Below are 20,526 nucleotides of genomic sequence, written 5' to 3' on the forward strand. Positions count from 1 at the left end.
GATTCAGCCGAATTCGTCGTGTTAACGCCCAGTCTGCCGCAGCTTTCCATTCGCTGGGCCTTGGACTTGGCCGCTGGATTCTCCCGATGTCGATGCAGTGACATCGCGGGCGATTGTGGCCAGGCTCTTCTTGCCAAAGATCCGCAGCATCGCCGCTTCCGCGGCACCAAGGGCGTCATTGAGATAGCGATTTACGGCAGCCTCTACCGGGCATGCCGGATTGTCATCGGCGGGGCCCAGTGCGAAAAGCGTCGTATGGGCGATCGCCTCGAAGACATCCCTTACCGTGAAATCCTCCGGATCTCGCGCGAGTTCCCACCCGCCCCCTCGTCCGCCCGCAGACTGGACGTAGCCGGCGTCCCGCAGCGCTGCCATCGTTCTTCGCACCACAACCGGGTTGGTGTGAAGCATCAGTGCGATGTTGTCGGACGTGGTCGAACCACCGCGTAGATGCATGTGCACGAGAACGTGCAGGAGCCGGGCCAGTCGGGTGTCGAGTCGCATGAAAACCGATCTATTGATGTTCCGTAATGTTTGATGTTACGCTAACGCAATCCGTGTTGCAAACGATCATAAGACCGAGCCCACATGACCGCCTACCGTCGTCGCTTTATTGAAGCCAATGGCATCCGATTGCATGTTGCTGAGCAGGGCAACGGGCCATTGGTGCTACTTTGCCATGGGTTTCCAGAGACCTCGCATGCGTGGCGGCATCAACTCGCAGCACTGGCGCAAGCCGGTTTTCATGCTGTCGCGCCGGACTTGCGCGGATACGGCTTAAGCGAGTGCCCCGAAGATATCGGGCAATACACGACGCTCGACGTTATCGGCGATCTTGTTGCGCTCGTTGGCGTACTCGGTGAAAGCCAAGCCGTGATCGTCGGAAACGATTGGGGCGCAACTATTGCGTGGCAGGCGGCAATGCTACGGCCCGATCGATTTCGCGGTGTCGCGGCGCTTGGCGTGCCGATGATGGGTCGCGCGCCCTGCGCACCAAGTCGCCTCTTTCCGCAGAACGAGCAGGCGTGGTTTTACACCCATTACTTTTCCGAATGCGGACTTGCCGACCGCGAGCTTGCGCTTGACGTTGGGGCGACGCTGCGCAAGATCTATTTTTCCGCCTCGGGCGATGTCGGCGTTCGCGACGCCAGCACTCCGAATCCGTTCGGGTTGGTGCCGCGGGACAAGCCGTATCTCGATACTCTCGATGATTTCCCGTCTTTGCCGAATTGGCTTGGGGCCGCCGATCTGGAAGAGTTCGTGCACGCCTTCGAAGTCTCCGGCTTTCGAGGCGGCCTGAACTACTATCGCAATCTGGACAGAAATTGGGAAATGCAAGCCGCGTTCGAGGGGCTGCGCATCGAAGTGCCTGCCCTTTACCTTGTGGGCGAACGAGATACGGGGCTGGTCATGCCCGGCATGCGGGAAATGATCGATGCCATGCCCAAGACAGTGCCAAATCTGCGCACGTCTGAAGTTGTAGCGGCGGCCGGGCACTGGCTGCCCCAGGAAGCACCGGGCGTGGTCAACGCAGCGCTAATCGAATTTCTCAACGGGCTTTGACGCCTTCAACCGGTTCGGCGGAGCGTAAGCGGCGGCACCCGCAAGGCATCTCGGATGCCCGTGCAGGCGTGGGGAATATAGCATCACAAACGCGCGTCTTAATGGCTGAATTGACGACGCCGGCCGTCGCGTTCACCATGGTGCGTGGCCGCTGGCCCGCGCGCCCGATGGGCAGCGGCGCGGGGCCCGCAACGGCTTTCAGGGGGGCAATATGACTGAGCGCGACACGATCTTTGCTGGCTCGATCCCCGGGTTTTACGACAAGCTGATGGTGCCGCTGATCTTCGCGGATTACGCCGACGACCTGGCGCAGCGCGTGGCCGCCGGCTCGCCGGAAGCGGTGCTCGAAACGGCTGCCGGCAGCGGCGCGGTCACGCGCGCATTAGCACCGCGCCTCGGCCCGCGAGCGCGCTATGTGGTCACCGATCTCAACCAGCCGATGCTCGACTATGCCGCCGCGCGGCAGGGCGCCGACAGTCGGATCGAATGGCGGCAGGCCGATGCGCTGCACCTGCCGTTCGACGATGGCGCCTTCGACGCGGTCTGCTGCCAGTTCGGCGCGATGTTCTTTCCCGACCGCGTTGCCGGCTACGCCGAGGCGCGTCGCGTGCTCAGGCCCGGCGGCCGTCTTGTTTTCAATGTCTGGGATCGCATCGAGCACAACGCGTTTGCCGACGAAGTCACCCAGGCTGTTGCCGCCTTGTTTGCCGACGATCCACCCCGATTCCTCGCCCGCACGCCGCACGGCTATCACGATGTTGCGCGGATTCGCGATGATCTGCGCCGCGCCGGCTTTGCCGACATCGCAATCGAAACTTTGGAGAAAGTCAGCCGCGCGGATTCGGCGCGCGATGTCGCTACGGCTTATTGTCTGGGAACGCCACTACGCGGCGAAATCGAGGCGCGCGATGCCGGGCTGCTGCGAGTGGCGATCGAGCGCGCGGCGCAGGCAATCGCGCAGCGCCATGGCGATGGCCCGGTGAGCGGCAGGATTCAGGCGCACGTGATCGTCGCGGCCGTCCAGCGCGGTGCATCGGTTGCCGCCTAGGCGCTGCGCCGGCGGGCGCATCGGCCGTCCATAAGCTCACAACGTTGGGCCAGATAAGGACAGTATTTTTGGCGTGCGGCGATGCACTGCGTGCCATCGCTACCGGACCTTGCGCACCTCGGTGTCGGCCGGCCTGATCACGGTGCCGTCGCGGGTCATGGGGTCCATGCGTCCCACCGGTTTGCCCGTGCGCCGGTCGACCAGCACGGAATGGCGCTCGCCACTGGCGAACAAATTGCGCTCGCCCCACTGGCGCAACGCCACGACCACCGGGAACAGACGCTCGCCGCGCGGCGTCAGCACGTATTCCTGATAGGCCGACCCATCGGACGCCGCCTGGGTTTGCAGCACGCCGGCCTCCACCAGTTTCTGCAGCCGCCCCGCCAGGATATTGCGCGCCACGCCAAGGTTGCGCTGGAAATCGCCGAAGCGGCGCACGCCATCGAATGCATCCCGAACGATCAGCAGCGACCAGCGGTCGCCAATCACGTCGAGCGATCGCGCTACCGGGCACGGCTGGTTTGCGGGTTCGGGCTGGCTTGGCATCGGCTTTCTCGGTGATTCTGATGTGGTTGCATTTTAAAACCTGTTGCCCTAGCATTCAACGAGTTTCATTTTGCAACCACATGACGAGGTATTTGCGATGAGTGTCCCACCGGTTCGGGCCGACATGCCGCGCGGCTTGCTGATGCTGTTTGCCGTGGCCAGCGGCCTGAGCGTGGCCAACGTCTATTACGCTCAGCCATTGCTCGATGCGCTGGCGCTGGAGTTCGCCATGGCGCCCGCACTGGTCGGCGGCGTGGTCGCGATGACGCAGGTGGGGTGCGCGCTGGCGCTGCTGCTGGTGGTGCCGCTCGGCGATGTCTTGCCGCGCCGCCGCCTGATGGGAATTCAGCTTGCGTTGCTGGTCGGTGTGCTGGTGCTGGTCGGCATGGCGCGATCGGCGCCGATGCTGCTGGCGGGCATGCTGGGCGTGGGCCTGCTCGGCACGGCGATGACACAGGGCTTGCTGGCCTATGCGGCAAGCGCAGCGTCCGCGCGGGAGCAGGGCAGGGTGATCGGCATCGCACAGGGTGGGGTGTTTATCGGGTTGCTGTCGGCGCGGGCGTTTTCCGGGGCGGTCAGCGATCTTGCGGGCTGGCGTGGCGTGTACCTGCTGGCGGCACTGCTGATGGCGTGCGTGGCCGTGCCGCTGTGGCGGCGTCTGCCCCGCCTGGTCGACGCCGCCGCGCCGCTCCGGTACTGGCGGCTGATCGCATCGATGTTCGGGCTGCTACGCACCGAGCCGGTACTGCAGGTCAGGGGCATCCTGGCGCTGCTGATGTTCGCCGTATTGAATATCTTCTGGAGCGCGTTGGCGCTTGCCCTCAGCGCGCCGCCGTTCCACCTTGCCCACACCGTCATCGGTGCGTTCGGGTTGGTCGGGGTGGCCGGGGCGCTGGCCGCGGCGCGCACCGGCCGCTGGGTCGATGACGGCTACGCGCCGCGCGTGACCGTGATGGCGCTGGTCCTGCTGCTGCTTGCATGGTGGCCGTTGTCGCGCATGGATGCGTCGCTGTGGCTTCTGGCATTGGGCATCGTGCTGCTGGACGCCGGCGCGCAGGCGCTACATGTGACCAACCAAAGCCTGATCGTGCGCACCCACGCCAACGCCCACGGTCGGCTGATCGGCCTCTATATGCTGTTCTATGCGGCCGGCAGCGGCCTGGGCGCGATGGGCGCCACGCTGGCCTATGCGCATGGTGGCTGGCATGGCGTTTGCGCGCTGGGCGCCTCGGTCAGTGTGCTGGCGCTGGGGTTCGGCGTCTGGACGCAGCGCATGCAAGCTGGCCAGTTGATCGACTCGGCGCGTTGCCCGCAGCGGGCGCCGCGCTGAATGGCTGTGCAAATTGAAAAAAGACGGGCAAATCCGATCAGGCGACGCGCCGATACGGGGCATGCTGGGCGATGTCTGGCCCTTACCTGAGAGGATGATGATGCTGAAGAAGACCGTACCGACGTTGATGGTGGCAGCCCTGACGGCCCTGGGCGCCGTGCAATTGGCCCACGCGCAGCAGGCGCAAAGGAAGGTCGATCCGTACACCGACGGCGCAAAGACCGGCAAGCCGGATCCCTATCTGGATGGCGCCAAGTCTGGCAAGGCCGACAAGTTCGATGTGCAATCGAAGTCGAGCACCCGCACCGACCTGGCGCCGCGCAAGACCGATCCGTACACGGACGGCGCCAAGACCGGCAAGCCCGATCCGTATCTGGACGGCGCCCGCGTGGGCAAGGCCGATCCGTACACGGACGGCGCGAAGAAGTAAGCGCCTGGCACCGCGGCCCGGCTTGAAGTCACGGGCTGCAAATGGCTGCAAACGCATTACCGGCCCGCTCCATCGAGCGGGCTTTTTTCGTCGCAAGCGCCGGTGGCCTGGCGGAGTTTGCGTCTGCGCTTCCTTCATTCGACCCCCACACCCTTCCACCCGACACGGCATGCGCGTGAAAACTTGCGGCGCGCAGCATGCCTGCATATACTTAGCTCAATGGCTAACTATCAAGCTCAGATCAGCGAAGTGTTCCAGGCGCTGGCCGATCCCACGCGCTGTGCGATCGTCGCTGCGTTGGTCGGCGGCGCGCAGCCCGTGTCGGTGCTGGCCGCACCGTTCGACATGGCGCTGCCGTCATTCATGAAACACATCGGCGTGCTGGAGCGCAGCGGCTTGATCCGCACCAGCAAGCTCGGTCGCACGCGCACCTGCGAGCTGGTGCCGGCCAGGCTGTCCGAGGCCGAGCAGTGGATTGCCGCGCAACGCGCCATGTGGGAGGCACGCGCGGACCGCATGGTGGCATTTGTCGAAAACCTTCATCAACAGGAGACAACCGATGACGCAAACCGCAGCCGCAGCCGCAAGCGCTGATTCCCGCGATCTGATCATCACGCGCGTCCTGCGCGCACCGCGTGCCGCACTGTGGCGCGCATGGTCCGAACCGGACCTGTTGGTGCAGTGGTGGTGCCCCAGGCCGTGGACCACGGAAGTGCATGCCTTCGATCTGCGCGCCGTTGGCGCCTTCCACACCGTCATGAAGGGCCCGGACGGCGGTGTCAGCGACAATCGCGGCAGCTTTCTCGACGTGGTGCCGCAATCGCGCATCGTGTTCTCATCGATGCTCGAAGCGGACTGGCGTCCCGCCAAGCCGTGGCTGGGCTTTACCGCAATCGTCACGATGGAGGACGAAGGCACAGGATGCCGCTACACGGCCAAGGTGATGCATCAGGACGAAGCGGGACGCGACCAGCACGAGAAGATGGGCTTCTTCGACGGCTGGAACACCGTGATCACGCAGCTCGACGAATTCGCCGCAGCGCTGCGCTAATTCGCCCCGGCGCGCTCGATCTTCCTGGCGGCGGGGTGCTGGGGCTGGCTGCGCGCCTCGATGGCCTGACGCATTGCCGCCCCGGCGCTACAGCACACCCTTGGCGCGCAGTTCCGCGATCTCTCCCGCGCCGAGATGCAGCGTGTCGCGCAACACCTCATCGGTATGCTGGCCCAGCGCGGGCGGCGCGTGGCGCAGCGTGGTGGGCGTATCCGACAATCGCAACGGGCTGGCCGTGGTGCAGATGCGGTTCACCGGATCGGCCGAGGCGTCGTTGCTGGCCTCCGCCGACGACCCATAGCGGAATTGTTCGACGCGCAGCCCGCGATACTGGACCTGCTCGTCGGCAAACGCCTGCGCGATATTGTTGATCGGCCCGCAGGGCACCGATGCCGCCTCCAGCAGGCCGATCCATTCGCGCGTGGTCTTCTTGCGCGTGATGTCGCTCATCATCGGGATCAAGGTCTGCCGGTTGGCCACGCGGCTGCTGTTTGCCGCATAGCGTGGATCGCGCGCCCAATCGACGTCGGCCACTTCGCAGAAGCGCGCAAACTGCCCATCGTTGCCGATGGCCAGCAGCATGTCGCCATCGCGCGTCGGGAAATCCTGATACGGCACCACGCTGGGATGCGTATTGCCCTGGCGCGTCGGCACCGTGCCCGCGTTCAGATATCCGGTGCCCTGGTTGGCCAGCACCGCCATCGCCACGTCGAGCAGCGCGATATCGATGCGCTGGCCGCGCCCAGTGTGATGCCGCGCTTCCAGCGCGCCAAGGATCGCCGTGGTGGCGTACATGCCCGTGAACACGTCGATCACGGCCACGCCAACGCGCACCGGTCCCGCGCCAGGCTCGCCGTCGGCCTGGCCGGTAATGCTCATCAGGCCGCTCATGGCCTGCACCAGCAGGTCATAGCCGGGACGCGCCGCGTAAGGGCCGGTCTGGCCGAAGCCGGTGATCGAGCAATAGATCAGGCGCGGATTCAGTGCGCTGAGCGTGTCGTAATCGAGGCCATAGCGCTTGAGCCCGCCGGTCTTGTAGTTTTCGATCAGTACGTCGCTTTGCGCGGCCAGTTCGCGGATCAGCGCCTGTCCCTCGGGCGTGGCGATATCGACCGTCACCGAGCGCTTGTTGCGATTGCACGCGGCGAAATAGCTGGCCTGGCTGGTTGGGCCGTCGTTGCCGCACAGGTACGGCGGGCCCCAGCGCCGCGTGTCGTCGCCCTCGCCGGGTTTCTCGATCTTGATGACATCGGCGCCCATGTCGGCGAGATTCTGGGTGCACCAGGGCCCGGCCAGTACGCGCGAAAGATCGAGCACGCGCAGATGGCTCAGTGCGCCGGTTTGCGATGAGGGGGACGGCAGGCCGTTGGCCGGATCGGATGGCGTTGTCATATCGGTTCGATTGGCGGTCAGGCGATTTCCGCCCAGCCGTGGCTGAGCACGACCTTGTCGCGTTCCAGCACACGCGCGCGCAGCGCAAACTGGTTGGCGTGCGCGGGATCGCGCCAGATCTCCGTCACCAGCGTTTCGCCCGGGAATACCGGCGCGGTAAAGCGGATATCGAGCGCCCGCAGCCGCGCTGCATCGTGATCGGCGCATTGCCGCAGCAGCGCATGGGCCACCAGCCCGTAGCTGGCCAAACCATGCAGGATGGGCCGCTCGAATCCCGCCGCAGCGGCCACCGCAGGGTCCGCGTGCAGCGGATTGAAATCGCCCATCAGCCGATACAGCAGCGCTGCTTCCGGCCGCGTGGGCTGGGTGTCGACGAAATCGGGTGCGCGGTCTTCGGGCGTTGGATGCAGCGCGGGCAACGGTTCGTCGCTGGGCTGGCCGCCGGCCTGCTGACTGTAGCCGCCGTCGCCGCGCAGAAACGAAATCTGCTGCACCGTGGCCAGCAATTCGCCCTGCGCGGTTTCCAGGCGGCGTTCCGTCACCATTACGGCGCCCTTGCCTGCACCCTTGTCGGTCAGATGCGTGATGCGGTTATGTCCCACCACCTCGGCTTCGGCCGGCAGCGGACGATGCAGGCGCAGACGCTGTTCGCCGTGCAGCAGCTTCACCCAGTCGATGCCGGTGTCCCGCTCGCGCGCCCAGAAGCCGGGATAGCCGAGCACCACCGCCTGAGACGGCAGTGCGCGCAGGCCTCCCGGCGCGCCTTCGTAGACGAAGGGCAGCGCGCGTGCGTTCATCGGATCGTTGCCAAGGCCCAGGCTTAGCGCATAGAGCATGGTGTCGCGCGCGGTGTAGCGCTGACGTACCGGCGCAAACACGCGATTGCGCAGATGCTGATAGCTGATCGGCATGTCTGTCTCCCGCGTCAGACCGGCGCAAAAACCGGCACGGGCGGGCCGCCTTCGGAATCGGCAAAGCGCACCTTCACGCGCTGGCCGATCCGCACGCTGTCGAGATCGGTATCGACGATGTGGGTCATCATCGTCACGCCTTCGTCCAGCTTCACATAGGCGATGCAGAACGGATTGGGGCCGGCGCGGCGTGTGATGCTGAACGAATAGATCTCGCCGAAGCCGCTGGCGGATTTCCATTCGGTCTCGCCCATGCAGAACGGGCACAGCACACGCGGATACCAGTGCGGCTTGCCGCAGCCCTTGCAGTGGCGCACCAGCAGCTGGCCTTCGCGCGCGGCCTGCCAGAAGGCGGCGTTGTCGGGGAGTTCGTCGGGCGCCTTGAACGGCGAGGGGACGTAAGGAGTGGTCATGGTTGTCATCCCTTATTCACGTTCGAGGATCAGCGTGGCGGAGCCATGGCGCGATCCCATGTACCCGCCGGTGCCCTGCGCCAGCGCCAGGCCGCAGTCCTTGACCTGCACGGCGGGGTGCGCTTCGCCGCGCAACTGGCGCACGGCTTCGATCACCTTGGTGATGCCGCCGCGATTGGCCGGATGGTTGTTGCACAGGCCGCCGCCGTCGGTGTTGATCGGCAGCTTGCCGACGCCGGCAATCAGGTTGCCGTCCATCACGAACTTGCCGCCTTCGCCCTTCTTGCAGAAGCCCAGATCCTCGAGCTGCATCAGCACGGTGATCGTGAAGCTGTCGTAGATCGATGCGTACTGGATATCGGCGGGCGTCACGCCCGCTTCCGCAAACGCCGCCGCCCCGGATACGCGCGCTGCCGACCATGACAGATCGACATGGCCGCCCAGCAGGCCCTTGACATGCTCGCCCGCGCCCAGCACCTTGATTTTCGGGCGCTTGAGCGTGGCGGCGATTTCCGGGCGCGCCACGATCAGCGCGCCGCCGCCGTCCGACACCACGCAGCAATCGAGCCGATGCAGCGGATCCGAGATCATCGGGGAATTGAGCACGTCCTCGACCGTGACCAGCTCGCGCAGCATGGCGTTGGGGTTGTGCTGCGCGTGATGCGACGCGGCCACCTTGATCCATGCGAGCTGTTCCGGCGTGGTGCCGAATTCGTACATATGGCGCTGCGCCACCATTGCATAGAGGTTCACCGTTACCGGGCTGAAGGGCGCCTCGAAGGGCTGGTCCGGCAGGTTCGCGCCCCAGTTGCGCGCCTGCGTGCCGCTCGACCCTTCCGAGCGCGGGCGCCCGGCCAGCGTGATCAACGCCACATTGCACTTGCCGGCAGCGATGGCCTGCGCGGCATGCGACACGTGCGCGATATAGGACGATCCGCCCATCTCGGTGGAATCGACATGGCGCGCATTGAGGCCCAGATAGTCGACCATGTTGACCATGCCGAGGCCCGGCGCGTCGCCGGCGCAGAAATAGCCGTCGACATCGGCCAGCGTGAGCCCCGCGTCCTCCAGCGCGCCCTTGGCGCTTTCGGCGTGAAGCTGCGCCACGGTCTTGTCCGGCGCCTTGCGGGTCGGGTGCTCGTAGGCCCCGACGATGTATGCCTTGCCATTGATGGTCATCGATATCTTCCGTTGAGGCGGGCCGTGACGCGATGGCGGTCATCGCGCCCCGGCGGGCCTGGTTTGCGTTGTTGCCGAGCGATTGCGCACGGCTGCCGATTGGATGGCTGCTGTCAGGCTGCCATGGCGCCGCAGTAGCGCTCCATGTGCAGATCAGTATCGCCCAGCAATACGTCTGTCATGGTCAGCGCCTTGAAATAGTCGCCCACTTCCAGCTCGTCTGTCATGCCCATGCCGCCGTGCAGTTGCACAGCCTGCTGCCCGACGAAGCGCGCCGCCCTGGCCGTAATCACCTTGGCGGCGGACACCTTGCGGCGGCGTTCGGTCGCATCGGCGGCATCGAGCCCCTGCGCGGCCACATAGGCCATCGACAGCGCCAGCTCCTTGTGCATCAGCATCTCGGCCATGCGGTGCTGCAGCGCCTGGAACGATGCCAGCGGTTTGCCGAACTGCTTGCGCGCGCCCAGGTATTCGGCGGTGATTTCGATCAGGCGCTCCATCGCGCCGGCCGCTGCCGCGCATAGCGCGGCGATGCCGTGGTCGATGCCGAATTCGAGCGCCGCGAGGCCATCGGCCGTGACGAGCGTGGCCGGCGCGTTCTCCAGGGCGAGGTCCGCACCCACCAGTCGGTCGATCGTCGGATACGGCGTCACGCTCACGCCCGGCGCGTCGCGCTGCACCACGAACAGCGCGAGCGCGCCATCGAGCTTGGCGCTGACGAGATACATGTCGGCCGCGCCGCCGTGCCACACCGTCGACTTCACGCCATCGATCACGTAGCCCTGGTTGGCGCATGGCGTGGCCGCCGCTTGCGCGGTGTCCAGCCGGTAGCGTGTGGCCGGTTCCAGATACGCCAGCGCGAAGACCCGCTCGCCATTGGCGATGGCCGGTAGCCACTGCGTCTGCAGCGCGGCCGGCGCGAAGTGCGAGAGCACCGCGCCAGCGATGACAGCGCCGGGAATCACGGGTTCCTGCACCAGCGCGCGGCCCAGTTCGCGCTGTACCACCACCTGGCTGGCGGGGCCTTCGCCAAAGCCGCCGTGTTCGGCCGGAATGCCGAGCCCCAGCACGCCCATCTCGGCCAGCGCCGACCAGATGCGCGGGTCGAACGCGCCGTGATCGCGCGCGTTGCGACGGCGATTTTCGAACGTGTATTCGGACGCGACAAAGCGGCGCAAGCTGTCAGCCAGCATCTGCTGCTCTTCGCTGTAGGTGAAATCCATGCCTGTCGTCCTTTGCCTTAGAAGCCGATGATCATCTTCGAGATGATGTTCTTTTGCACTTCCGTCGATCCGCCGTAGATGGTGGTCTTGCGCATGTCGTAATAGGTGGAGGCGGCGGGCGCGGCCCAGGCGGGTCCACCTGCGGGACGCGGCGCACCGGGCTCCAGCCAGTCGGGCGAATAGGGCCAGCCGTTGGGACCGGCCACTTCCATTTGCAGCATCGCGATGTCCTGCTGCAGCTCGGATCCGCGGATCTTCACCAGCGACGCCTCGGGCCCCGGAGTACCGGCCGCCTGCGTTGCCACGCGCAGCAGCAGCATTTCCAGCGCCAGCAGGTCCATTTCCAGGCGGGCGATCTTGTCGCGCATGCGCGCGTCCTCGATCAGCGGTCGGCCGCGGCCATCGGTGGTCTCTGCCGCGTAGTGCCGCAACTGGCGCAGTTCGCGATAGCAGTGGCCGATGCCGGCGATGCCGGTGCGCTCGTGGCCCAACAGATACTTGGCGTAGGTCCAGCCCTTGTTTTCCTCGCCGAGCAGGTTTTCCGCCGGCACCTCGACATCCTCGAACCATGTCTCGTTGACATCGTGCCCGCCATCGAGCGTCTTGATCGGCCGCACCGTCACGCCCGGCGATTTCATGTCGATCAGCAGCATCGAGATGCCTTCTTGGGCCTTGGCCTCGGGGTCGGTGCGCACCAGACAGAAGATCCAGTCGGCAAAGTGCGCCATGGTGGTCCATGTCTTCTGGCCGTTGACAATGAACTTGTCGCCGCGCCGCACCGCGCGCGTGCGCAGCGATGCAAGATCCGAACCGGCGCCGGGTTCGGAATAACCCTGACACCAGAAGTCCTCCACGCCCGGAATGCGCGGCAGAAAGCGCTCCTGATGCGCGGGGCTGGCGTACTTCATCAGCACCGGGCCGATCATCGTCAGTCCGAAGGGCAGCATGCGTGGCGCGCCGGCGCGCAGCGTTTCGATTTCAAAGATCAGGCGCTGCAACGCATTCCAGCCCGTGCCGCCCCATTGCTTGGGCCACGTCGGCGCGCCCCAGCCATGGGCGTGCAGGATGCGGTGCCAACGCACGTAATCGTCCTTTTCCACGCGCTGGTGGCCCAGCACCTTGTTGCGGATGTCGGACGGCAGGCTGGCCTGGACAAAGGCGCGCACTTCCTGGCGGAAGGCTTCTTCTTCTTTTGTGAAACGCAGGTCCATGAATCTGTCTCCAGTCGGTGGATCGATTCTATGGGGGGGCGTGCGCCGGTGGTTCGAGATTGCCGAATCCGGCCTTTGAGAATGCGGAATGCGGTACCCGCCAGGCGGTTTCGCGGCATCGAAGCCGCCCCTTGCCATTTACGAATGGCGCGCCAAAAACTTTGCGGTCATGCTGCGCAGACCTTATCGGCATTGCAAAGGACGGCAAGACTCGTGACTACGCGGATCCATCATCTGCTCGACCACTGGCTGAGCGAAGCGCCCGATCAACCGTTCATCCATCTGCCGGATGGCCGCAGCGTGACCTTTGCCGAGCTTGGCGCGCTGACCGACACGGCGCAGGCGGAGTTGTTGGCGCTGGACGTGCGTCCCGGCGATCGCGTCATGGTGGTGGCGGAGAACTGTCCCGAGCATGCCGCGCTGATCCTGGCCTGCAGCCGCGTGGGCGCGTGGTCGTGCGGCGTCAACGCGCGCATGGCGCCGGCGGAGATCGACGCATTCGCCGACAAGGCCGACGCCCGAGTGATCTATTTCACCGCCGCGGCGTCGCGCGCCGCCGACGCGCATGCGCGCCGTTTCCACGCATCGCCATCGGCGCTGCCCGGCATGGAGCACGGCGCGGTGCGCAGCGACGCCCGGCCCGAAGCGCAGCCGTTGCGCGACGAGGTCGCGGCGCTGATCTTTACCTCCGGCACCACGGGCACGCCCAAGGGTGTAATGCTGACGCACGACGCGCTGATCCACTTTGCCCGCGTGACGCGCGACGCGCGCGCTCTCTGTCCCGCGGATCGCAGCTATGCGTTTGTGCCGATGACGCACATCTTCGGCCTGGGCACGGTGCTATTGAGTTCGCTGCTGGCCGGTGCGCAACTGGTGATGCGTCCGCAGTTCGATCCCGCCGATCTACTCGACGCGCTGGCTCGTCACGGCGTGTCGCAACTGCAGGGGCCGCCCACGTTGTTCTCGCGTCTGCTCGCGTATTTGCAGGAGCAGGGTATCGAGCGGCCCGTGGCCCCGGCATTGCGTTATCTCTACACCGGCGCTGGCCCGCTGGACCTGGCGCTCAAGCAGCGCGTCGAGGCCACGTTTGGGCTCACGCTGCACCATGGCTACGGGCTATCCGAGTATGCGGGATCCGTGCATGTCACACGGCTCGACGAGCAGCGCGCCGATACCAGTGCCGGTTATGCGGTGGCCGAAGCCGAGGTGCAGGTGACCGACGCGGCCACCGGGCAGCCGCTGCCGTTGGGACAGCGCGGCGAACTGTGGTTGCGCGGGCGCGGCCTGATGCCCGGTTATTTCCGCGACCCGGCCGCCACGGCGGCGGTGATGCGCGAAGGCGGCTGGTATGCCAGCGGCGACCTCGGGGAAATGCATGCCGATGGCGCGCTGTTTGTGGTCGGCCGCTTAAAGGAAATGATCATCCGCTCGGGCTTCAACGTGTATCCGGCCGAGGTCGAAACCGCACTGAACACCCATCCCAGCATCCAGCGCTCGGCCGTGGTGGGATGCCCCGAAGGCGATGGCAACGAGGAAATCGTCGCCTTTGTGGAATTGCGCCCCGGCGCGGCGCTGGAATTGAGCGCATTGCAAAGCCATTTGCGCACGCGTCTGGCCCCTTACAAGCGGCCCGCGCGCATCGTGGCGCTGTCCGAATTGCCCACCAATAACAACGGCAAGATTCTCAAGCGCGTGCTGCAGGAACAGGCCGCCTCGAGGTAAGCCACAAGGAGACTCCGCATGCATTTTCCCCGTACTTTCGCGCCCGACGCACCCGATTCGCCTTCCCTGATGCGGCGGCGCCTGCTGGCGGCGGGCCTGCTCGGCATGGCGGCGCAACCGTTTGCGGCCCTGGCGGCCGACGCGTGGCCCAGCAAGCCGGTGCGGCTGATCGTGCCGTTTCCGCCCGGTGGTCCGGTCGACAGCACGGCGCGCATCTTCAGCCAGAAGCTTGGGGAAATGTGGAAGACGCCCATCGTGATCGACAACCGCGCCGGCGCGGGCGGCACCATCGGCGCGGCGCTCGCCGCCAAGGAAGCGCCGGACGGCTACGGGCTGTTCCTCGGCTCCATCCACCACGCGGTCAATCCTTCGCTGATGGGCAAGCTGCCCTATGACATCGAAAAGGACTTCGCCCCGATCAGCTTCGCGGCGATGTTCCCGGTATTCGTGGTGGCACATCCCTCGGTGCCCGCCAACAACATCAAGGAATTGATTGCCTACGCCAAAAAGAGCGAGCGGCCGTTGGCCTATGGATCGTCGGGCAACGGCGGCGGCACGCATCTGGCCGGCGAGCTCTTCAACATGGAAGCCGGCACCCGGCTGCAGCACATCCCGTACAAGGGCAGCGGCCCGGCCATGAGCGATCTGCTGGGCGGCCAGGTGCAGTTGATGTTCAGCGACGCACCGACCGCGCTGCAACACATCAAGTCCGGCCGCATCAAGGTGCTGGGCGTGGCCAGCCGCAAGCGTTCCGGCATGCTGCCCGATGTGCCAACCGTGGCGGAATCGGGCTTGCCCGGCTACGAGGCGTATTCGTGGGCCGCGCTGTTCGCACCGGCCCAGACACCGCAGCCGCTGCTGGACAGAATCAACGCGGATTTCAACGTCGCCATGAACGATGCGGGCGTGCGCCAGCGCCTGCTGCAGGCCGGTGCCGAGGCGGACCCCGGCACGCAGGATCAGATGCGCCAGCGGCTGCACAGCGAAATCGTCAAGTGGAAGAAGGTGATCCAGACTGCCGGCATCACCGCCGGCTGAATTGCGCGGCGCGTAGCCGGCCTTACCGGGCCGGCGTATGCATCAATCGTCCAGCGCCGCCGGCCATTGGAACAATGGCGGCTCCTTCCCCTTGAAGCGACGCACGGCTTCGCGGTGATAGCTGGTGGTAAACGCAATGCCCTGGCCCAGAGCTTCCATTTCCAGCATGGCGCGCACATCGCTGCTCAGCGACTGGTTCAGGGCGCGCTTGGCCAAGGCAAACGCGGTGGGCGAGGCGCCGGCCAATCCGTGCGCGAGCTGCCTGGCGCGGTCGTGAAGCCGGTCCTGTGCCACGATCTCGAACACCGCGCCGATCTGCTGCGCTTCCTGTGCGCCCATTTCGCGCGCGCTGAACACCAGATCGCGCGCACGAGCCATGCCCACCACGCGCGGCAACGTATATAGCGCGGCGCAATCGGGCACCAGTCCAACTTTCATGAACGGCATGCAGAAGCGTGCACGCGGCGAGGCCACGATGAAATCGGCCAGCAGGGCCAGGCTGAATCCGGCGCCATACGCCACGCCATCGACGGCCGCCACCACGGGCCGGTCAAGATCCATCAGCGTGGCAATCCAGCCGTGGATATCGTCCATGCGATCGCGCCCCGCATCTGCGTCGGTCACGTTCATCGCGCGGATATCGCCGCCCGAACAGAAATCCGTGCCCGCGCCGCGTAGCACCACCGCGCGCACGCTCCGGTCGGCGCGGATCTGCTGCACGGCGCCGCGCAGCGCATCGCGCATGGGCAGGTTCAGCGCGTTCTTTTGTTGCGGCCGATTGAGTGTGAGCGTGGCGATGCCATCCACGATATCGACCAGCAAGGTTTGTTCTTCCGCCATTCCGTCGTCTCCGTTCAAGGTTGCCGCCACAGCTTGAACGAAGCGCGGGCACGCGGCTATTTGCATGTTTTGAAACCGGCATTCGCTTGCAGTGAAGGCCCCCGTAATTGCCAGAATGGAAAAGGTGGTGGCGTTCGGGAGATAATCGCCGACTACTTTGGAGACAACGTCATGCGCTTTGATCTGGTTGATCTGAACCTTTTCACGCATATTGCGGAAGCCAGCAGCCTGACCCGCGGTGCAGAACGTTGCCACCTGTCGTTACCCGCCGCCAGCACGCGCATCAAGAACCTGGAAGAGCAGGTGGGCGTCAAGCTGTTGAGCCGCAGCAGCCAGGGCGTGAAGGTGACGCCGGCCGGCGAGACGCTGCTGGCGCACGCGCGCCGCGTGCTGCGCCAGATCGAACAACTGAGCGGCGACTTGCAGGAGTACGCATCCGGTATCAAAGGGCACGTGCGCGTGTTTGCCAATACCACCGCGATGAGTGAATTCCTGCCCGGGGTGTTGCGCACGTATCTTGTCAACCATCCCGACGTGACAGTGGATATCCGCGAGCGGCTCAGTCCGGATATCGTCCGGGCCGTGCAGGAAGGCATGGTCGATATCGGCATCGCGGCCAGCGGCGTCAATATGGAAGGGCTCGAGGTCATGCCGTACCGGCGCGACCGGCTGGTGCTGGCCACCGCGCTCAGTCATCCGCTGGCGCAGCGCAGGCGCGTGCGTTTTGTCGATACGCTCGACTACGACTTCATCGGCCTGGCCGAAGAAAGCGCCATCCACAACTTTCTGAAGCGCGCCGCGTCCGATCTGCAGCGCACGCTGCGGTGGCGGATCCAGGTCAGCAATTTCGAGACCGCGGCCCGCATGATCGAGGCCAACGTGGGCATCGGCGTGCTGCCGGAAAGCACGGCGCGCCGCCATGCGCAGACCATGGCGTTGAACATCGTGCAGATCGACGACGACTGGGCGGAGCGCAAGCTGCAGATCTGCGTGGCGGATCTGGACGCGCTGCCGGTATTCGCGCGCAAGCTGGTGGACCTGCTGGTGGCCGATGGCACGGGCAACCCGGCCTGAGCAGATCGCTGTCGTGCGCTAGACCAGTTCCGCGATCATGCCGCGCAGTTGATGCTTGTGGAGCTTGCCGCTGGCCGTGGTGGGTATCGCCAGCACGCGCACGATGTGTGCGGGGCGCTTGTACGGAGAGAGCCGTTCGGCCAGGAAGCCGTGCAGCGCCGCTTCGTCGAATTTTTCGCCTTCGCGCAATTCCACAAACGCGATGATTTCCTCGTTGCCGTCGGCTGTGGCATTTCCTACGACGGCGGAAAGCCGCACCGACGGATGCGAATTGATCACCGATTCCACTTCGATCGGGTAGACGTTGAAGCCCGAGCGGATGATCAGATCGCGCGTTCTGCCAACGATGAATAACGCGCCGTCCGGGCCGATGCGGCCGATGTCGCCGGTGTTCAGCCAGCCGTCCGGTCGCAGCGCCTCCGCGGTCTGCGCGGGCGCGCGATAGTAGCCGCGCATCACGCCCGGGCCCTTGACCCATAGCTCGCCGGGTGTACCGGGCGGCAGCGTTTCGCCGTTGGGCCCAACCACGCGCAACTGCGCGCCTTCGACGATCTCGCCGGCGGAACAATCCCTGCGCGGACGATCCATGCGCGTGATGAACAGCGATCCCGCATATTCGGTCATGCCGTAGCCATGATGAAGCGGCTGGCCGAACATCGCCTCGACATTGCGCTTGAGCGCCGGTTCGAGCGGGCCGCCGCCGGTGTAGAGATATCGCAGTCGCGGCGGATGCAGCGTGGTGCGGCCAGTCTTTTGCAGATGCGCGAGGATGCGGCTGAACATTGCCGGCACGCCTTGCAGGATCGAGATTTCGTTGCGCTGTAGCGCTTCGCATGCTTCGGCGGCGTTGAAGCGGGCCACCAGATGCAGGCTGCCGCCGGCCTGGAATGTGGCCAGCAGCAATGTCGCCAGGCCGAAGATGTGGGATATGGGCATGACCGCGAAGGCGCAATCGTCTGGCGCCATGCGGCGCGTCTCGGCGGTGACGCGCGCGTAATGGAGCAGGCCGCGATGCGTGACCATCACGCCCTTGGGTTGTCCCGTGGTGCCCGACGTGTAGATCAGCGCCGCGACGTCGCGCGCGAGGTCCGCGGATTCGGGCTGGCTCGATGTATCGACGTCGGCGGCCATCAACGGGCCCAAACCGGGCGGGGCGATCTCGCGCGCACGGTAGCGCAGGCCATGCCGCAGCGCGTCCGGCGACGCCGCGTGCGTGAACAGCATCAGGCGCGGCGTGCAGTGCGCGCGGATCTCCTCGATCTCGCGCGCGGTCATCCGTGCATTGGTCGCCACCGGCCATGCGCCGCGTTCCGACAGCGCAAAGATCAGCGCGATTAGCGCGATGCAATTCTCGCCGACGATCATCACGCGGTCGCCCGCGCCGACGCCCTGATCCTCCAGGTAGCGCTGCGCCAGGCCAATGCTGGCCCACAGCTGCGCAAAGGTCTCGGTGCGTTCGCCGTCGACCACGGCGACGTTGTCCGGCGCATGCGTGGCCCAATGGCGGGGAATATCGCTAATCCGCTGCGCGATCTCTCGGTCCTGCGGCATCTCGCTCACGTCCTTGTGCAGTTTGAAAGAGGGGACCGGCGACCGGTCCCGCACGATACGTCGCAGTGTATGGGTGTGCGCGGCGCGGCGGCAATTCGTGATTGGGAAAGCGGCGCTTCGCCGTGGCGAAAGCGCGTGACCGGCATCTTGGCCGTGCGCACGGCGTGGCCGTGAGGCCCGTCATTCGACTGCGATATTGGCCGTCTTCACCACGTTGCCCCACAGCGCAAGTTCCTTCTTGATGCGGTCTTGCAGCGGCGCGGGGCCGGTGATGTTGAGATCGTAGCCGCCATCGGTCATGCGCGTGCGGAATGCCGGGTCGTTGCCGACGGCTTGCTGCGCCTTCACCAGCCGGTCAGTCACGTCGGCGGGCATGCCCAGCGGTCCGATCAGACCATACCAGCCGGTGATGTCGTACTGCTTGAGTCCCGATTCCACCAGCGTCGGCACGGTCGGCAATGCCGCGTTGCGCGTGCGCGAAGTGACGGCCAGCGCGCGCACCTTGCCGCCCTGGATATGGCCGATGGCGGTGCCAGTGATGTCGAACATGAACGTCACCTTGCCGCTGATGACGTCGGCCATGGCGGGCGCGTTGCCCTTGTAGGGCACGTGCAGCATCTTTACGCCGGTCATCTGCGCCAGCAGTTCGGCCGACAGATGATTCGACGCGCCAACGCCGGCCGAACCAAAGCTGACATCGCCCGGATGCTTGCGCGCATACGACACCAGCTCATCGACGTTGCGCGCCGGGAAGTCCTTGTTGATCAGCAGTACGTTGGTGTAGTCGGTGATCAGGCCGACGTACGTGAAATCCTGCGCGGGCCTGAAGGTGACCGACTTCTGCACCAGCGGCGTCATCGTCATGGTTGGGCTGGCGACGAAGTAGAGCGTGTAGCCGTCGGGCTTGGCGTTGACGGTCATGCCGGCGGCAATGGCGCCGCTGGCGCCGGCGCGGTTGTCCACGATCACCGGTTGCTTGAGCACGCGGCCCAGATAGTCCGCATAGATACGCGCGGCGGTATCCACCGGTCCGCCCGGCGCGTAGCCGACCAGCAGCCGCACCGGCCGCGATGGATAACTGTCGGCAAATGCCGCCCCGTGGACCAGCGCCAGAATGGCGCCGGCTAGCATGATGCGTCGCATGGTCTCCTCCTGTTTCTATATCAGGCTGTTATGGGAGGAGACTGTGCGCCACGCCCGCCACGCAGGCAATTTGCATTTGTTTAAGGTGGGCTTTGTTGAAGCGATAGCGGCGCGGCGGGACGGCGATCGCACGAAACTGCGGCGGAGCGGCTGCCTGCCGGCGCAAATGCTGGCGCCGGCGATGAAGCGCCTACGCCACCTGCACCGCCTACAGCGCGGCAGGCTGCTTTTGCGGCGCGGCTGCGGTGGGCTTGCCGGTGGCGCCGGCGTTGCCGGTGCTGCTGTTGCTGTTGCTGCTGCCGGCGTTATAGGCGAAGTATTTCGCCTTGGCGCCTTTGCTCCAGTAGGCAACGGTGAATTGCTTGCCGTCGCGCGCGTAGAGGAGCTCCAGGCTGCCGTTTGCCGCGGTCCATTCGGCGTAGGCGTTTTCGGCGTTGGCGTCGGTCTTGCGCCGGGATGTGTAGCGCGCGTCGAGCTTGCTGCTGACCTCGTCGAGCGCGCTGCGCTCGAATGTCATGGTGATCAGCGCCACGTTATCCTGCGCATCGCAATTGACGATCACGCGGCTCAGCCCTGGCAGGTTGAAGCGGTCCAGGCGCTTGATCTCGATGGCATCGCCACCGGCCCATTGCGCCGTGCCGGCCTTTTCGTGACCCGGGCCGGGCGTCATGCGCGCGCATTTGGTCTTGCCCAGTTCCAGCCCGAGCGGCGCGGCGATATTGGCGGCGGCCGGGGCGCTGGCGGCGGTTTGGGCGTTGGCGGCGGCGGCCAACAGCATGGCGCCGAACAGGAATGCCTTGTGCATCGAAAGAATTCTCCAGATCGTAACCGGAGGATTCTACGGCTTTCCGGGGCGGCAAC

Annotated in this window: 21 protein-coding genes; 9 read left to right on the forward strand and 12 right to left on the reverse strand. The window is 65.6% G+C overall.

Translation table 11 applies throughout. The annotated features are described in order from the left end of the window. Positions 1-21 precede the first annotated feature (21 nt). Complete coding sequence (locus tag AC1RKI_RS19605) at positions 22-504, reverse strand: RrF2 family transcriptional regulator (protein ID WP_150981218.1); 483 nt, start codon at positions 502-504, stop codon at positions 22-24. A gap of 84 nt (positions 505-588) precedes the next feature. Between AC1RKI_RS19605 and AC1RKI_RS19610 the strand changes: the two genes are divergently transcribed. Both AC1RKI_RS19610 and AC1RKI_RS19615 read left to right on the forward strand, forming a co-directional pair. Continuing rightward, the gene (locus tag AC1RKI_RS19610; RefSeq protein ID WP_492796699.1) at positions 589-1,563 is read left to right on the forward strand and encodes an alpha/beta fold hydrolase; all 975 of its coding nucleotides are present in this window, start codon (positions 589-591) and stop codon (positions 1,561-1,563) included. Between the two features lie 211 nt (positions 1,564-1,774). Then, positions 1,775-2,611: a class I SAM-dependent methyltransferase gene (locus AC1RKI_RS19615; protein WP_492796701.1), complete on the forward strand. Its 837-nt coding sequence runs from the start codon at positions 1,775-1,777 to the stop codon at positions 2,609-2,611. 99 nt (positions 2,612-2,710) lie between these two features. Here AC1RKI_RS19615 and AC1RKI_RS19620 read toward each other — a convergent pair whose 3' ends face one another. Continuing rightward, the gene (locus tag AC1RKI_RS19620; protein WP_150981216.1) at positions 2,711-3,157 is read right to left on the reverse strand and encodes a winged helix-turn-helix transcriptional regulator; all 447 of its coding nucleotides are present in this window, start codon (positions 3,155-3,157) and stop codon (positions 2,711-2,713) included. 97 nt (positions 3,158-3,254) lie between these two features. Here AC1RKI_RS19620 and AC1RKI_RS19625 point away from each other — a divergent pair, with 97 nt between their 5' ends. The 4 genes from AC1RKI_RS19625 to AC1RKI_RS19640 all read left to right on the forward strand — a co-directional run bounded on the left by AC1RKI_RS19625 (position 3,255) and on the right by AC1RKI_RS19640 (position 5,968). Further along, positions 3,255-4,487 (forward strand): MFS transporter, encoded by a 1,233-nt coding sequence (locus AC1RKI_RS19625; RefSeq protein WP_492796703.1) that lies wholly within the window; start codon positions 3,255-3,257, stop codon positions 4,485-4,487. 100 nt (positions 4,488-4,587) lie between these two features. Continuing rightward, on the forward strand, positions 4,588-4,917 hold the full coding sequence (locus tag AC1RKI_RS19630; RefSeq protein WP_061956928.1) for a hypothetical protein: 330 nt from the start codon (positions 4,588-4,590) through the stop codon (positions 4,915-4,917). Between the two features lie 219 nt (positions 4,918-5,136). Then, positions 5,137-5,511, forward strand: coding sequence for an ArsR/SmtB family transcription factor (locus AC1RKI_RS19635; RefSeq protein WP_061956894.1), 375 nt, complete (start codon positions 5,137-5,139; stop codon positions 5,509-5,511). Further along, entirely contained in the window at positions 5,477-5,968 is a 492-nt protein-coding gene (locus AC1RKI_RS19640; RefSeq protein ID WP_492796706.1) for an SRPBCC family protein, read from the forward strand. The genes AC1RKI_RS19635 and AC1RKI_RS19640 overlap by 35 nt, the downstream gene beginning before the upstream one ends. 87 nt (positions 5,969-6,055) lie before the next feature. Here the strand turns inward: AC1RKI_RS19640 and AC1RKI_RS19645 are convergent, their stop codons facing one another. The 6 genes from AC1RKI_RS19645 to AC1RKI_RS19670 form a co-directional block, all read right to left on the reverse strand. Further along, complete coding sequence (locus tag AC1RKI_RS19645) at positions 6,056-7,360, reverse strand: CaiB/BaiF CoA transferase family protein (RefSeq protein ID WP_492796708.1); 1,305 nt, start codon at positions 7,358-7,360, stop codon at positions 6,056-6,058. Between the two features lie 17 nt (positions 7,361-7,377). Beyond that, positions 7,378-8,271, reverse strand: coding sequence for a MaoC family dehydratase (locus tag AC1RKI_RS19650; protein ID WP_492796710.1), 894 nt, complete (start codon positions 8,269-8,271; stop codon positions 7,378-7,380). A gap of 14 nt (positions 8,272-8,285) precedes the next feature. Then, positions 8,286-8,684: a Zn-ribbon domain-containing OB-fold protein gene (locus AC1RKI_RS19655; protein WP_061956898.1), complete on the reverse strand. Its 399-nt coding sequence runs from the start codon at positions 8,682-8,684 to the stop codon at positions 8,286-8,288. Positions 8,685-8,696: 12 nt separating this feature from the next. Further along, on the reverse strand, positions 8,697-9,863 hold the full coding sequence (locus tag AC1RKI_RS19660) for a thiolase family protein (RefSeq protein WP_150981213.1): 1,167 nt from the start codon (positions 9,861-9,863) through the stop codon (positions 8,697-8,699). A gap of 113 nt (positions 9,864-9,976) precedes the next feature. Beyond that, positions 9,977-11,086, reverse strand: a complete 1,110-nt coding sequence (locus AC1RKI_RS19665) for an acyl-CoA dehydrogenase family protein (protein WP_492796713.1) — start codon at positions 11,084-11,086, stop codon at positions 9,977-9,979. 17 nt (positions 11,087-11,103) lie between these two features. Next, positions 11,104-12,297, reverse strand: coding sequence for an acyl-CoA dehydrogenase family protein (locus tag AC1RKI_RS19670; RefSeq protein WP_227460272.1), 1,194 nt, complete (start codon positions 12,295-12,297; stop codon positions 11,104-11,106). A 213-nt stretch (positions 12,298-12,510) separates the two neighbouring features. Between AC1RKI_RS19670 and AC1RKI_RS19675 the strand changes: the two genes are divergently transcribed. Then, entirely contained in the window at positions 12,511-14,019 is a 1,509-nt protein-coding gene (locus AC1RKI_RS19675; protein ID WP_492796715.1) for a class I adenylate-forming enzyme family protein, read from the forward strand. An 18-nt stretch (positions 14,020-14,037) separates the two neighbouring features. Beyond that, a complete protein-coding gene (locus AC1RKI_RS19680) occupies positions 14,038-15,057 on the forward strand; it encodes a tripartite tricarboxylate transporter substrate binding protein (protein WP_061956903.1) in 1,020 nt (339 codons plus the stop codon). A gap of 42 nt (positions 15,058-15,099) precedes the next feature. Here the strand turns inward: AC1RKI_RS19680 and AC1RKI_RS19685 are convergent, their stop codons facing one another. Beyond that, positions 15,100-15,897, reverse strand: a complete 798-nt coding sequence (locus tag AC1RKI_RS19685; protein WP_492796718.1) for an enoyl-CoA hydratase/isomerase family protein — start codon at positions 15,895-15,897, stop codon at positions 15,100-15,102. Between the two features lie 171 nt (positions 15,898-16,068). Here AC1RKI_RS19685 and AC1RKI_RS19690 point away from each other — a divergent pair, with 171 nt between their 5' ends. After that, positions 16,069-16,971, forward strand: a complete 903-nt coding sequence (locus tag AC1RKI_RS19690) for a LysR family transcriptional regulator (RefSeq protein WP_061956905.1) — start codon at positions 16,069-16,071, stop codon at positions 16,969-16,971. An 18-nt stretch (positions 16,972-16,989) separates the two neighbouring features. On the opposite strand, the gene AC1RKI_RS19695 is transcribed toward AC1RKI_RS19690, so the two are convergent. The 3 genes from AC1RKI_RS19695 to AC1RKI_RS19705 all read right to left on the reverse strand — a co-directional run bounded on the left by AC1RKI_RS19695 (position 16,990) and on the right by AC1RKI_RS19705 (position 20,470). Then, positions 16,990-18,522, reverse strand: a complete 1,533-nt coding sequence (locus AC1RKI_RS19695) for a class I adenylate-forming enzyme family protein (RefSeq protein ID WP_492796720.1) — start codon at positions 18,520-18,522, stop codon at positions 16,990-16,992. Between the two features lie 180 nt (positions 18,523-18,702). Further along, positions 18,703-19,665, reverse strand: coding sequence for a Bug family tripartite tricarboxylate transporter substrate binding protein (locus tag AC1RKI_RS19700; protein WP_061956907.1), 963 nt, complete (start codon positions 19,663-19,665; stop codon positions 18,703-18,705). A 208-nt stretch (positions 19,666-19,873) separates the two neighbouring features. Further along, positions 19,874-20,470 (reverse strand): hypothetical protein, encoded by a 597-nt coding sequence (locus AC1RKI_RS19705; RefSeq protein ID WP_341248583.1) that lies wholly within the window; start codon positions 20,468-20,470, stop codon positions 19,874-19,876. Positions 20,471-20,526: the final 56 nt, after the last annotated feature.

Source organism: Cupriavidus sp. GW822-FHT06G04 (assembly GCF_058799075.1).

Excerpts from the sequence above, each read along its gene's own strand:
- AC1RKI_RS19605 (WP_150981218.1), bottom strand. The coding sequence starts at position 504 with ATGCGACTCGACACCCGACTGGCCCGGCTCCTGCACGTTCTCGTGCAC.
- AC1RKI_RS19610 (WP_492796699.1), top strand. The coding sequence starts at position 589 with ATGACCGCCTACCGTCGTCGCTTTATTGAAGCCAATGGCATCCGATTG.
- AC1RKI_RS19615 (WP_492796701.1), top strand. The coding sequence starts at position 1,775 with ATGACTGAGCGCGACACGATCTTTGCTGGCTCGATCCCCGGGTTTTAC.
- AC1RKI_RS19620 (WP_150981216.1), bottom strand. The coding sequence starts at position 3,157 with ATGCCAAGCCAGCCCGAACCCGCAAACCAGCCGTGCCCGGTAGCGCGA.
- AC1RKI_RS19625 (WP_492796703.1), top strand. The coding sequence starts at position 3,255 with ATGAGTGTCCCACCGGTTCGGGCCGACATGCCGCGCGGCTTGCTGATG.
- AC1RKI_RS19630 (WP_061956928.1), top strand. The coding sequence starts at position 4,588 with ATGCTGAAGAAGACCGTACCGACGTTGATGGTGGCAGCCCTGACGGCC.
- AC1RKI_RS19635 (WP_061956894.1), top strand. The coding sequence starts at position 5,137 with ATGGCTAACTATCAAGCTCAGATCAGCGAAGTGTTCCAGGCGCTGGCC.
- AC1RKI_RS19640 (WP_492796706.1), top strand. The coding sequence starts at position 5,477 with ATGACGCAAACCGCAGCCGCAGCCGCAAGCGCTGATTCCCGCGATCTG.
- AC1RKI_RS19645 (WP_492796708.1), bottom strand. The coding sequence starts at position 7,360 with ATGACAACGCCATCCGATCCGGCCAACGGCCTGCCGTCCCCCTCATCG.
- AC1RKI_RS19650 (WP_492796710.1), bottom strand. The coding sequence starts at position 8,271 with ATGCCGATCAGCTATCAGCATCTGCGCAATCGCGTGTTTGCGCCGGTA.
- AC1RKI_RS19655 (WP_061956898.1), bottom strand. The coding sequence starts at position 8,684 with ATGACCACTCCTTACGTCCCCTCGCCGTTCAAGGCGCCCGACGAACTC.
- AC1RKI_RS19660 (WP_150981213.1), bottom strand. The coding sequence starts at position 9,863 with ATGACCATCAATGGCAAGGCATACATCGTCGGGGCCTACGAGCACCCG.
- AC1RKI_RS19665 (WP_492796713.1), bottom strand. The coding sequence starts at position 11,086 with ATGGATTTCACCTACAGCGAAGAGCAGCAGATGCTGGCTGACAGCTTG.
- AC1RKI_RS19670 (WP_227460272.1), bottom strand. The coding sequence starts at position 12,297 with ATGGACCTGCGTTTCACAAAAGAAGAAGAAGCCTTCCGCCAGGAAGTG.
- AC1RKI_RS19680 (WP_061956903.1), top strand. The coding sequence starts at position 14,038 with ATGCATTTTCCCCGTACTTTCGCGCCCGACGCACCCGATTCGCCTTCC.
- AC1RKI_RS19685 (WP_492796718.1), bottom strand. The coding sequence starts at position 15,897 with ATGGCGGAAGAACAAACCTTGCTGGTCGATATCGTGGATGGCATCGCC.
- AC1RKI_RS19690 (WP_061956905.1), top strand. The coding sequence starts at position 16,069 with ATGCGCTTTGATCTGGTTGATCTGAACCTTTTCACGCATATTGCGGAA.
- AC1RKI_RS19695 (WP_492796720.1), bottom strand. The coding sequence starts at position 18,522 with ATGCCGCAGGACCGAGAGATCGCGCAGCGGATTAGCGATATTCCCCGC.
- AC1RKI_RS19700 (WP_061956907.1), bottom strand. The coding sequence starts at position 19,665 with ATGCGACGCATCATGCTAGCCGGCGCCATTCTGGCGCTGGTCCACGGG.
- AC1RKI_RS19705 (WP_341248583.1), bottom strand. The coding sequence starts at position 20,470 with ATGCACAAGGCATTCCTGTTCGGCGCCATGCTGTTGGCCGCCGCCGCC.